At 69.5% G+C, this 11,765-nt stretch carries 10 protein-coding genes and 1 rRNA gene; 9 read left to right on the top strand and 2 right to left on the bottom strand.

Annotation, left to right across the window (positions count from 1 at the left end):
- Positions 1-114 precede the first annotated feature (114 nt).
- The 5 genes from AB0D27_RS13180 to AB0D27_RS13160 all read left to right on the top strand — a co-directional run bounded on the left by AB0D27_RS13180 (position 115) and on the right by AB0D27_RS13160 (position 5,510).
- Positions 115-1,476, top strand: a complete 1,362-nt coding sequence (locus AB0D27_RS13180; RefSeq protein ID WP_362506474.1) for a phosphomannomutase/phosphoglucomutase — start codon at positions 115-117, stop codon at positions 1,474-1,476.
- Positions 1,477-1,697: 221 nt separating this feature from the next.
- Positions 1,698-1,868, top strand: coding sequence for a Trm112 family protein (locus AB0D27_RS13175; protein ID WP_078943765.1), 171 nt, complete (start codon positions 1,698-1,700; stop codon positions 1,866-1,868).
- A gap of 159 nt (positions 1,869-2,027) precedes the next feature.
- On the top strand, positions 2,028-3,155 hold the full coding sequence (locus tag AB0D27_RS13170; RefSeq protein WP_362506471.1) for an SIS domain-containing protein: 1,128 nt from the start codon (positions 2,028-2,030) through the stop codon (positions 3,153-3,155).
- A gap of 103 nt (positions 3,156-3,258) precedes the next feature.
- Positions 3,259-4,410: a mannose-6-phosphate isomerase, class I gene (manA, locus tag AB0D27_RS13165; RefSeq protein ID WP_362506468.1), complete on the top strand. Its 1,152-nt coding sequence runs from the start codon at positions 3,259-3,261 to the stop codon at positions 4,408-4,410.
- 122 nt (positions 4,411-4,532) lie between these two features.
- The gene (locus tag AB0D27_RS13160) at positions 4,533-5,510 is read left to right on the top strand and encodes a cation diffusion facilitator family transporter (RefSeq protein ID WP_362506466.1); all 978 of its coding nucleotides are present in this window, start codon (positions 4,533-4,535) and stop codon (positions 5,508-5,510) included.
- Positions 5,511-5,569: 59 nt separating this feature from the next.
- On the opposite strand, the gene lepB is transcribed toward AB0D27_RS13160, so the two are convergent.
- A complete protein-coding gene (gene lepB, locus AB0D27_RS13155) occupies positions 5,570-6,238 on the bottom strand; it encodes a signal peptidase I (RefSeq protein WP_362506463.1) in 669 nt (222 codons plus the stop codon).
- A 385-nt stretch (positions 6,239-6,623) separates the two neighbouring features.
- On the opposite strand from lepB, the gene ahcY reads away from it, so the two are divergent.
- Entirely contained in the window at positions 6,624-8,081 is a 1,458-nt protein-coding gene (ahcY, locus tag AB0D27_RS13150; RefSeq protein ID WP_362506460.1) for an adenosylhomocysteinase, read from the top strand.
- Positions 8,082-8,181: 100 nt separating this feature from the next.
- The gene (locus tag AB0D27_RS13145) at positions 8,182-8,796 is read left to right on the top strand and encodes a hypothetical protein (protein ID WP_362506457.1); all 615 of its coding nucleotides are present in this window, start codon (positions 8,182-8,184) and stop codon (positions 8,794-8,796) included.
- 18 nt (positions 8,797-8,814) lie between these two features.
- Here the strand turns inward: AB0D27_RS13145 and AB0D27_RS13140 are convergent, their stop codons facing one another.
- Entirely contained in the window at positions 8,815-9,864 is a 1,050-nt protein-coding gene (locus tag AB0D27_RS13140; protein WP_362506454.1) for an RDD family protein, read from the bottom strand.
- A gap of 118 nt (positions 9,865-9,982) precedes the next feature.
- Between AB0D27_RS13140 and AB0D27_RS13135 the strand changes: the two genes are divergently transcribed.
- Both AB0D27_RS13135 and AB0D27_RS13130 read left to right on the top strand, forming a co-directional pair.
- A complete protein-coding gene (locus AB0D27_RS13135) occupies positions 9,983-10,990 on the top strand; it encodes a stage II sporulation protein M (protein ID WP_362506451.1) in 1,008 nt (335 codons plus the stop codon).
- A 598-nt stretch (positions 10,991-11,588) separates the two neighbouring features.
- Positions 11,589-11,765, top strand: a 16S ribosomal RNA gene (locus AB0D27_RS13130); the annotation flags it as partial.

The following is an 11,765-nucleotide window of genomic DNA, read 5'->3' as shown; positions in this document are numbered from 1 at the left end:
TGACAGACACAGGATCGCAGGTCACGGATCCGCGTCCGCTCAGCCGCGGCACACGGACTGTCAGTCCGGACGGGTAGTTTGGGGTGACCGAAGTGGACTTCTGGAGGGTTGGCCGTGACTGCTGATCTGTCGCAGCTCGTGAAGGCGTACGACGTACGCGGGGTGGTCCCGGACCAGTGGGACGAGTCGCTGGCCGAGTTGTTCGGGGCGGCCTTCGTCCAGGTGACCGGAGCGGAAGCCCTCGTGATCGGGCACGACATGCGGCCCTCGTCGCCCGGTCTGTCCCGCGCCTTCGCCCGCGGCGCCGCGGCGCGCGGCGTCGACGTGACCGAGATCGGCCTGTGCTCGACCGACCAGCTCTACTACGCGTCGGGCGCGTTCGACCTGCCGGGCGCCATGTTCACGGCCTCGCACAACCCCGCCCAGTACAACGGCATCAAGATGTGCCGGGCCGGCGCGGCCCCGGTCGGCCAGGACACCGGCCTGACCGAGATCCGCCAACTTGTCGAGTCCTGGCTGGACTCCGCCGCCCCGACCTCGGACGCGACGCCGGGGACGATCACTCGGCGGGACACGTTGGAGGATTACGCGGCGCACCTCCGCTCCCTCGTCGATCTGACCTCCATCCGTCCCCTGAAGGTCGTCGTCGACGCGGGCAACGGCATGGGCGGACACACGGTCCCGACCGTCTTCTCCGGCCTGCCCCTCGACCTCGTCCCCATGTACTTCGAGCTGGACGGCACGTTCCCCCACCACGAGGCCAACCCGCTCGACCCGGCGAACATCGTCGACCTCCAAAAGCGCGTCCGCGAGGAGGCCGCCGACCTCGGCATCGCCTTCGACGGCGACGCCGACCGCTGCTTCGTCGTCGACGAGCACGGCGACCCCGTCCCCCCTTCCGCGATCACCGCCCTGGTCGCCTCCCGCGAACTCGCCAAGCACGGCAGCGGCATGGTCATCCACAACCTCATCACCTCCTGGTCGGTGCCCGAGGTCGTCCGGGAGAACGGCGGCACGCCGGTCCGCACCCGAGTCGGCCACTCCTTCATCAAGGCCGAGATGGCCCGCACCGGCGCGATCTTCGGCGGAGAGCACTCCGCGCACTACTACTTCCGCGACTTCTGGAACGCGGACACGGGCATGCTGGCCGCCCTCCACGTCCTCGCCGCCCTCGGCGGCCAGGACGGCCCGCTCTCCGAGCTCGTCGCCGAGTACGACCGCTATGTCGGCTCCGGCGAGATCAACTCCACCGTCGACGACCAGACGGCCCGCCTCGCCGCCATCAAGGTCGCGTACGAGGCCCGCGAGGGCGTCGCCCTCGACGAACTCGACGGCCTCACCGTCACCGCCGAGAACTGGTGGTTCAACGTCCGCCCCTCCAACACGGAGCCCCTGCTGCGCCTGAACGCGGAGGCGCGAGACGAGGCGACGATGGGGAAGGTGCGGGACGAGGTACTGGAAATCATCCGAAGCTGATGTTTTAGCCCGTCCGGCGCTTGAGGACGAGCGCGAAGCGCGATGAGGGGATCCGGGGGCTCGGCCCCCGGGTAGGGGACGGGCAGGGGCGGAGGGGGCGAAAACCCCGACGCCCACACCAACCCCCGTTCACTCATGAATCCCGCCCCACGGCCCCGGCGCCCCCGCCCCCGCAGCGGTACCCTGACCAGGCCGCATCCACCCGTTCGAAAGGACACCCCATGCCGCTCGAAGCCGGCCTCTTGGAGATCCTCGCCTGCCCGGCCTGCCACGCCCCGCTCAAGGAGCAGGAGACCGAGCTGATCTGCACGGGAGCGGACTGCGGCCTCGCCTACCCCGTGCGGGACGGCATCCCGGTACTCCTCGTGGACGAGGCCCGCCGCCCCGCGTAACCGACAGCGAGGCGGCTGCCCGGCACACACGACAGCGAGGCAGCAACAACCCCGCCCAAGCGACAGCGACGCAGCCGCCCCCGCAAGCGACCCACCGGCGGCAAGGCGACCCGCGACCCCCGCGAAAGCGACCCCCGGCGATCGGAGGCTCCCGACCCCATGCTCGACGAATCGCTGCTCGACGACCCAGACGCGCTCGCTCGCGCCGACCGGCGCGCCCTGCTCCGCGGCGCGGCGGAAGCCGGCGCCCGGGTCCGCACCGCGGTCCGGCACGCCAACGAGGCCGGTGTCCCGGAGCTGAAGTCGGACGGCCGCCCGCGCGCCGTCCTGATCGCGGGCCCCGGCATGGCCGCCACCGGCGTCGCCGAACTGCTCGGCACCCTCGTCGGAGCGAGCTGCCCGCTGACCCGTCTCACCCCGACCGGCGTCGCCCCCGCGGCGGGCGCCCTGCGCTGGGAGCTGCCCGGCTGGGCGGGGCCCGTCGACCTCCTCCTGATCGCCACGCCCGACGGCACCGAACCCGGACTCGACCTTTTGGTCGAGCAGGCATATCGGCGCGGCTGCACCGTCGCCGCCGTGGCCCCGGCCCGCTCCCCACTGACCGAGTCGGTGGACGGCGCGCACGGCCTCTTCGTACCGATGGCGACCGCCCCGTACGAGGAGGACGAACCGCTGGCGGCCTCCGCCCCCGGAGTCCTCTGGGCGCTGCTCACCCCGCTGCTGGCCCTCCTCGACCGCACCGGACTGCTCACGGCGCCGCCCGAAGCCCTGCAGAAGGTCGCCGACCGCCTCGACCACATCGCCGAGCGCTGCGGTCCGGCCATCGCGACGTACAGCAACCCCGCCAAGACCCTCGCCGTCGAGCTGGCCGAGGCTCTTCCGGTGATCTGGACGGAGGGCACCTCCGCAGGCCCCGCGGGCCGCCGCTTCACGGCCGCGCTCGCCGAGCTGGCGGGCCGCCCCGCGCTCACCGCCGAACTCCCCGAGGCGCTCGCCTCCCACAGCGTGCTGCTCGCGGGCGCGCTCGCCGCGGGCGCCGACCCCGAGGACTTCTTCCGCGACCGCGTCGAGGAGGCCCAGGTGCTGCACGCGCGCGTGGTGCTGCTCCGTGACCGCCCGATCGGCGGAATCAGCGCGGCGCCCGCCGCCCGGGAACTGGCGCTGAGCCACGACACCGCGATCAGCGAGCTCGAACCCGAGGAGGGCGGCGAGCTGGAGTCCCTCTCCGAACTGATCGCCATCACGGATTTCGCGGCCGTTTACCTGGCGCTCGCTTCGGGGGCCTGATCTTGACTCCGACACCTGACCTCATGCGCGGAGATTCCACACCCTGACCTTCGTACGCGGAGGCAAGAGCCGCGTCGCACCCAGAAGGACCGCAGAGACTCGTATGGACCGCCTGGACAACACCATCCGCCCCTACGCCTGGGGTTCGACGACCGCCATCCCGAGGCTGCTCGGCGTGGAGCCGACCGGTCAGCCGCAGGCGGAGATGTGGATGGGCGCCCACCCGGGCGCGCCCTCGCGCACCGCGCGCGGTCCGCTCGACCAGATCATCGACGAGGACCCCGAGAAGGAACTCGGCCGCGCGACGGTCGCCAAATTCGGCCCCCGCCTGCCGTTCCTGCTGAAGATCCTCGCCGCCGGCGCCCCCCTCTCCCTCCAGGTGCACCCGAACCTGGAGCAGGCGAAGGAGGGGTACGAGGACGAGGAGCGCCGCGGCGTCCCGATCGACGCCCCGCACCGCAACTACAAGGACGCCAACCACAAGCCCGAACTGATCTGCGCACTCACGGAGTTCGACGGCCTGTGCGGTTTCCGCGCCCCCGACGAGGCCGCCGACCTGCTCGCGGGCCTCGACGTCGACTCTCTCAAGCCGTACGTCGACCTGCTGCACGCGCACCCCGAGGAGGCGGCGCTGCGGGAGGTCCTGACGGCGGTACTGAGCGCCGACCCCGACGACATGGCCCGTACGGTCACCGAGGCCGCGGCCGCCTGCGCCCGCCTCGGCGGTGCCTACGCCCCGTACGCCGACCTCGCCCACCACTACCCCGGCGACCCCGGAGTGATCGCCGCCCTGCTGCTCAACTACGTCCAACTGCAGCCCGGCGAGGCCCTGTTCCTCGGCGCGGGCATCCCGCACGCCTACCTCAACGGCCTCGGCGTCGAGATCATGGCCAACTCCGACAACGTCCTGCGCTGCGGCCTGACCCCCAAGCACGTCGACGTCCCCGAACTTCTGCGCGTCGTCCGCTTCGAGGCGAGCGACCCCGGCGTCCTGCGCCCGGAGGCCTCCCCGGACGGCGAGGAGGTCTACGAGACCCCGATCGACGAGTTCCGCCTCTCCCGGTATGCCCTGGCCGAGGGCGCCGCCCCGCGGCACCTCACGCGCGAGACCCCGCAGATCCTGCTCTGCACCGCGGGTTCCGTCCGCGCGGACGGCATCGAGCTGACCCCCGGCCGGTCGGCCTTCGTACCGGCAGGCGAAAAGGTCGAACTGTCCGGGAATGGCATGGTTTTCCGTGCGACAGTAGTGGCCTGACGTGCTGACGGTGGTGGCCTGACGCGCCGTCGTCGGACCGGGCTGCAACAATGGCCCGTCGCAAAGGCCTGGCAAAGGCCGGGCGGCGGACAGAGGCGAAGGCGAAGGGACACCCCGGACACATGAGCGCGTCAGGCGGCACCAAGGCGATCGTGGCGGCACTCGGCGCCAACCTCGCGATCGCGGCATCGAAGTTCGTGGCCTTCGCCTTCAGCGGCTCGTCCTCGATGCTCGCCGAGGGCGTCCACTCGCTCGCCGACTCCGGCAACCAGGCCCTGCTCCTGATCGGCGGCAAGAAGGCGCAGCGCGCGGCGACCCCGCAGCACCCCTTCGGCTACGGCCGCGAGCGCTACATCTACGCCTTCCTCGTCTCGATCGTCCTCTTCTCGGTCGGCGGCATGTTCGCCGTCTACGAGGGCTACGAGAAGATCAAGCACCCGCACCAGATCGAACACTGGTACTGGCCGGTGGGCGTTCTGGTGTTCGCGATCATCGCCGAGGGCTTCTCCTTCCGTACGGCCATCAAGGAGTCCAACGAGCTGCGAGGCACGCACTCCTGGGCGCAGTTCATCCGCCGCGCCAAGGCCCCCGAACTGCCGGTCGTCCTCCTGGAGGACTTCGGCGCGCTCATCGGTCTGGTCCTCGCCCTCGGCGGCGTCAGCCTCGCCCTGCTCACCGACGACGGCGTCTGGGACGGCATCGGCACGCTCTGCATCGGCATCCTGCTCATCCTGATCGCGCTGGTCCTCGCCGCCGAGACCAAGTCCCTCCTGCTGGGCGAGGCCGCGGGTACCGACGAGGTCAAGAAGATCGAGGACGCCATCGTCGACGGCGACACCGTCACCGGCATCATCCACATGCGCACCCTCCACCTCGGCCCGGAGGAGCTGCTGATCGCCGCCAAGATCGCCGTCCAGCACGACGACACGGCCGCCGAGGTCGCCTCCGCGATCAACGCCGCCGAAACCCGCATCCGCACCGCCGTCCCGATCGCCCGCGTGATCTACCTTGAGCCGGACATCTACAGCGAGGCCGAAGCGGCGAAGGGCCCGGACCGCGAGGCGACCCCCGGCGGCCCTGCCCAGACGACCGAACACTGATCTTTCTCGCTTGTACGCCGCGGGGCCCGCCTGATCCTCAGGCGGGCCCCGCGGCCCGTTCACACCCCTACGGGCCACGGAGGCATGGCGGGCCGCCTCTGCCGCCGTACGACCAGGGCGGCGATCCCGAAGCCGAGCCCGGCGACCGCGAGGACGAGCCCGAACAGCGCCACCGCGATCCACACCCCGGCCCCGCCGAAACCGTCGACCACCCGGCCGAGCACGGCCCCGTTCGCCACCGTGCCCTGATGGGGCTCGCTCTGGTGGAAGCGTGAGTCGTTCGAGTTCACGCGGTGGTCGCCCATCAGGAACAGCCGCCCGGCCGGCACTCTCACGTCGTACGGCCGATGCGCCCCGTCGGCGATGCCGTCCTTGACATACGGCTCGTCGAGCGCCCTCCCATTGACCGTGATCACCTCGTCCGCCCCGTCGCCTCCACAGCACACGATGTGGTCGCCGCCCACTGCGATCACGCGCTGCAACACGGCTCCCCTCATGTGCCTCTCGGGCACGTCGTACAGCACCACATCCCCCCGACGGACCTCGTCGCCGTCCATCCGCTCCACGACCAGCCGCTGGCCGATGGTGTAGGTGGGCGCCATGCCCTCGCCCGCCACCGTGACCCCCGTATAGGCCAACCGCACATACAGCAGTGAGCCGACGAGTATGGCCAGCCCCAACGGCCCCAGCACCCACGCCGCGACCGCCAGCCCTCGCCTCTTACGCATCCCTGTCCCCTTCCCGCACGGCACCCCCGCGCGCGCAGAGGCTAGCCGTTTCCTGTGAAGGCACGGCGAGGGCCCCACGTCTCGAGGACACGTCACGGGCCCGCTGCCCGCGCCCGCGACAGCTCCCTGTCCGGAGGCGGACTGGGGAGGGCCGGGCCCACCGGTGTAGCTTGGTGACTGAGCCAGACGTCGCTGCTGATGGCGGTCGGGCGGTCCCACCGCGGACCGGCCGAGGGAGAGAGGGCCTCCGACGGACTGCGCTGCGCGCACCAGGCACGCCTGTGCCCTGCTCGGGCACGTCCGTGTCCCGTTCGGGCATGCGTATGCCCGCCGCCGCGCAGACCAGCCGTATTCACGTCGCCCCAATCCCTAGGAGCAGCTCGCAATGACGACTGTCGACAACCGACAGGACTTCAAGGTCGCCGACCTCTCCCTGGCCGCCTTCGGCCGTAAGGAGATCACCCTCGCCGAGCACGAGATGCCCGGCCTGATGTCGATCCGCAAGGAGTACGCCGAGGCGCAGCCGCTGGCGGGCGCCCGTGTCACCGGTTCGCTGCACATGACGGTGCAGACGGCCGTGCTGATCGAGACCCTGGTCGCCCTGGGCGCCGAGGTCCGCTGGGCCTCCTGCAACATCTTTTCCACCCAGGACCACGCCGCCGCCGCGATCGCGGTCGGCCCGAACGGTACGCCCGAGAACCCGCAGGGCGTCCCGGTCTTCGCCTGGAAGGGCGAGACCCTGGAGGAGTACTGGTGGTGCACGGAGCAGGCGCTGACCTGGCCGAACACCCCCACCGGCGGCCCGAACATGATCCTCGACGACGGTGGTGACGCGACCCTCCTGGTGCACAAGGGCGTCGAGTACGAGAAGGACGGCAAGGTCCCCTCGGTCGACACCGCCGAGTCCGACGAGCACCGCGTCGTCCTGCAGCTCCTCAACCGCACCATCACTGAGGGCTCGCAGAAGTGGACCCAGCTCGCCTCGGAGATCCGCGGCGTGACGGAGGAGACCACGACCGGTGTCCACCGGCTGTACGAGATGCACCGCGACGGCACCCTCCTGTTCCCGGCGATCAACGTGAACGACGCGGTGACCAAGTCGAAGTTCGACAACAAGTACGGCTGCCGCCACTCGCTGATCGATGGCATCAACCGCGCCACCGACACCTTGATCGGCGGCAAGACCGTGGTCGTCTGCGGCTACGGCGACGTGGGCAAGGGCTGCGCGGAGTCCCTTCGCGGACAGGGCGCCCGGGTGATCATCACCGAGATCGATCCGATCTGCGCGCTGCAGGCGGCGATGGACGGCTACCAGGTCACCACGCTCGACGAGGTCGTCGACAAGGCGGACATCTTCGTCACGACGACGGGCAACAAGGACATCATCATGGCCGCGGACATGGCCAAGATGAAGCACCAGGCGATCGTCGGCAACATCGGTCACTTCGACAACGAGATCGACATGGCCGGCCTCGCGAAGACCCCGGGCATCGTCAAGGACGAGGTCAAGCCGCAGGTGCACACGTGGACCTTCCCGGACGGCAAGGTCATCATCGTGCTGTCCGAGGGCCGTCTGCTGAACCTGGGCAACGCGACCGGTCACCCGTCGTTCGTGATGTCCAACAGCTTCGCGGACCAGACCCTGGCCCAGATCGAGCTGTTCACCAAGCCGGAGGAGTACCCGATCGACGTCTATGTGCTGCCCAAGCACCTGGATGAGAAGGTCGCCCGCCTCCACCTCGACGCGCTCGGCGTGAAGCTCACGACGCTGCGCCCCGAGCAGGCCTCGTACATCGGCGTAGAGGTCGAAGGCCCCTACAAGTCGGACCACTACCGCTACTGAGCACCCCCGCCGAGCAGCGGTACCACCGCTCGGCGTACGGATGTCAGCAGGCCCTCGCCGTCCCGGCGGGGGCCTGTCCCCGATGAGGACCTGAACGCCCATGCCACGCGGCCGTTATTCGCTCCATGATCCGCACGATCACACCCCCCTCGCTGAAGAACACTTCCACTGCGCGCCCGGCCCCTCTGGCTGGCGCTACGTCTCCCAACTCACCACCCCCTCCGGTGACCACAGCGGCTCCGTCGACCTCGCCCTCGACGCACGCGGCCGCCCCATCCGTCTCGAACTGCACGCCTCCAGCTGGCAGGTCCGCGGGGCCGCGCTCGACGGAGTGACCTGGGTCCGCACCGACCCCACCGGCACAGAGGCCACCGAAGGCAATGTCGCCGCCCACGCCTTCACCGGGACCTCTCCCGCGTTTCTCGTCGCCACCGCCCGTCTCCTTCGCCTCACCCCCTCAGCCTCCGCGACCCGCGTACGCCTCGTCGCCTTCACCGACCCGGTCCTCGCCCCGCGCACCCTCGACCAGTCCTGGGCCTTGATCCAAAGAGAAACACACGCCACTGACAACGGCCCCCTGACCGTGGACGAATACCAGGTCACAGCCCTGGACACGGGGGAGCAGCACGCCGTGCACATCTCCGGCGACGTCGTACTCGCGGCGCCCGGCATCGAGCTGGAACACCTCGAATCACCGCCGTCGGTGTTCGCCTGACCCGACCCGGATGGCTTCTCAGGCGGGCGGCACGAAGCCGGTCGCTGGGCGAGCGGCCCGGCCGGCCTGATCAGCCTGCGGACCGGTCGGTTGCCCTGGCTGCTCTGACGCCGTTCCCGGATTTGCTGACGGAGCCGGTGAACCTGACGCGTACGGGTGTGGCTGCGAGTGGGGACGTGGCTGCTCCGCGTGGCCCATCGCTCCCGCCCCCGCGACCGTGCCGTACCCGGCCGGGTCCGGCTGATTGATCCCGACCGTCCCGCTCCCGACCGTCCCGCTCCCGACCGTCCCGCTCCCGACCGGCCCGCTCCCGACTGCCCCGCTCCCGACCGCCCGCCGAACCTCGCGGGCCTGCCGTTCCTGCACCACGGCCGCCAAATACGCGGCCGGCGGAACCCCCTGCGGCGCCGGAGCGCCTGTACTGGCAACGAGGTCCAAGGCGAGCCGCTCCGCCATCGCACCACCGACCTGGGGATCCAGCTGCTGCATCCGCGTCAGGTACTGGCGGACGGCCAGCCACAACCCGTCCGGAACCGCCGACAGATCGAGCTCGGAGAACCGCCCGGCGAGCCAATGCGGCGGCGGAGGGACATACGGCATCCGCCCCACCGGAATCCGTTCCCGAACGACGAGAGTCCCGGCGAAGACGTCACCGAGCCGTCGCCCCCGCGCCGACACCAGCGAGGCGATGCACGCGATGATCCCGAACGTCATCAGAATCTCGACCACACCCACGGCTCCGCGCACCAGCGCATGCCGGAACCGGATGGGTCCCCCGTCGTCCCGCACCACCCGCAGCCCGCACGCAAGTTTCCCCAGCGAACGGCCGTGGCTGAGGGTCTCCACCGCGATCGGTCCGCCCACGAGCACCAGAAGGAAGCTCGCGATCGAGACCGCGAGCTGTGCCGCGTCATCCAGGCCGGCCGTCGAAGCGATCAGAACGATGGTCACGATGACGTAGACGGCGATGGCCACGGCCAGGTCGAGCAAGACGGCCAGCGCCCGGCTCGGCAGCTTCGCGGGGCGCAGCTCCAGCGCCACCGCCTCGCCCGTCACTAGCTCACTCACGCTCGTTGTCCTTCCCCTGCCTGCCCCGAGGAGGGCCAGTCTGCCAAGCTGAGCGCACATCGCGCCGCAGTACGACAAGCTGACACTCACGACGAGCAGCCGAGGAGCAGCCGACCCGATGGACCTCGATGTCTTCGTGTCCGCCCACCGCGCAGAGTGGGACAGGCTCGACGCCCTGCTGCGCCGCCAGCGCCGCCTCAACGGAGCCGAAGCCGACGAACTCGTCGCCCTCTATCAACGCACGGCCACCCACCTCTCGCTGATCCAGTCGAGCGCCCCGGACCCTCAGCTGACCGGTCGCCTCAGCCAGCTCGTGGCACGCGCGCGTAGTGCGGTGACAGGCAGCCGCCGCGCCTCGTGGCGCGATGTCACCCGCTTCCTGACGCACGGTTTCCCGGCGGCGGTCTACCGCTCGCGCCACTGGTGGGTCCCCACAGCGCTCCTCTCCACCGCGATAGCGGCCCTCATGGGGTGGTGGATCGGTACCCATCCCGAGGTCCAGTCCTCGATCGCGGCCCCCAGCGAACTGCGCGACCTGACCCGCCCGGGCGGCCAGTACGAGACGTACTACTCCAGTCACCCCGCCACCTCTTTCGCGGCCCAGGTGTGGACGAACAACGCCCAGGCCGCCGCGATGTGCCTGGTCCTGGGTGTCTTCCTGGGCATCCCGGTCCTCTGGATCCTCTTTCAGAACATGCTCAACCTGGGGGTCGGCATCGGTCTGATGTCCTCGGCCGGTCGTCTCGACACCTTCTTGGGACTCGTTCTCCCGCATGGCCTTCTCGAGCTGACCGCCGTCTTCGTCGCCGCGGGCACAGGTCTGCGACTCGGCTGGACCGTCATCGACCCGGGCCCCCGCTCCCGTCGCACCGCCCTCGCCGAAGAGGGCCGAGCCGCCCTGGGCATGGCGATAGGCCTGGCCATCATCCTCTTCGTCTCAGGCGCCATCGAAGGCTTCGTCACGCCGTCCGGCCTTCCCACCTGGACCCGTATAGGCATCGGAATCACGGCCGAACTGGCCTTCCTCGCGTACGTCTATGTCCTCGGCGGACGCGCGGCACGGGCCGGCGACACGGGTGACGTCGACGAGTCGGAGCGCAGCGCCACTCTTCCGACTGCTGCCTGATGTGCGTGCGGGTCTGCTGACCTGCTAGTCTCCTCTTCGCCCCACGGGAGCCGTTGACACGGAGCGAGTGGGGAGGTAGATTCGAACAGTTGCCTAGAACTGGACAAGCTCCGGTGGCAGCGGTTAGCGTCTGTCTGCTTCCTGAAACGGTCGATGATTCATCGATTTCGGAGAAGCCCCTCCCGATGATTCAGAAATGACCGCCGGTTAGTCCGGCCGAAAACTTCTGATAAAGTCGGAACCGCCGGAAAGGGAAACGCGAAAGCGGAAACCTGGAAAGCGCCGAGGAAATCGGACACGAAAGAGTCTGATAGAGTCGGAAACGCAAGACCGAAGGGAAGCGCCCGGAGGAAAGCCTGAGAGAGTCTCTCGGGTGAGTACAAAGGAAGCGTCCGTTCCTTGAGAACTCAACAGCGTGCCAAAAATCAACGCCAGATATGTTGATACCCCGTCTCCGGCCGATCGGCTGGGGCGAGGTTCCTTTGAAAAAGTCCTGCCGGGTTCTGCCTGGCAGGCGCACAGCGAGGACGCTGTGAACCTTCCGATTATTCCTCGGGGGGTTCCGCTCTCGTGGTGTCGTCCCGATTACGGGAAAACATTCACGGAGAGTTTGATCCTGGCTCAGGACGAACGCTGGCGGCGTGCTTAACACATGCAAGTCGAACGATGAAGCCCTTCGGGGTGGATTAGTGGCGAACGGGTGAGTAACACGTGGGCAATCTGCCCTTCACTCTGGGACAAGCCCTGGAAACGGGGTCTAATACCGGATAATACT

This window comes from Streptomyces sp. NPDC048415, assembly GCF_040651675.1.
Classification (GTDB): domain Bacteria; phylum Actinomycetota; class Actinomycetes; order Streptomycetales; family Streptomycetaceae; genus Streptomyces.
The sequence above is the reverse complement of the archived record's forward strand: the minus strand, read 5'-3'. Positions and strand labels throughout refer to the sequence as shown.

Coding starts and splice junctions, on each gene's coding strand:
- AB0D27_RS13175 (WP_078943765.1), top strand. CDS start 1,698: ATGCCGCTCGAAGCCGGCCTCTTGGAGATCCTCGCCTGCCCGGCCTGC.
- AB0D27_RS13170 (WP_362506471.1), top strand. CDS start 2,028: ATGCTCGACGAATCGCTGCTCGACGACCCAGACGCGCTCGCTCGCGCC.
- manA (WP_362506468.1), top strand. CDS start 3,259: ATGGACCGCCTGGACAACACCATCCGCCCCTACGCCTGGGGTTCGACG.
- AB0D27_RS13160 (WP_362506466.1), top strand. CDS start 4,533: ATGAGCGCGTCAGGCGGCACCAAGGCGATCGTGGCGGCACTCGGCGCC.
- lepB (WP_362506463.1), bottom strand. CDS start 6,238: ATGCGTAAGAGGCGAGGGCTGGCGGTCGCGGCGTGGGTGCTGGGGCCG.
- ahcY (WP_362506460.1), top strand. CDS start 6,624: ATGACGACTGTCGACAACCGACAGGACTTCAAGGTCGCCGACCTCTCC.
- AB0D27_RS13145 (WP_362506457.1), top strand. CDS start 8,182: ATGCCACGCGGCCGTTATTCGCTCCATGATCCGCACGATCACACCCCC.
- AB0D27_RS13135 (WP_362506451.1), top strand. CDS start 9,983: ATGGACCTCGATGTCTTCGTGTCCGCCCACCGCGCAGAGTGGGACAGG.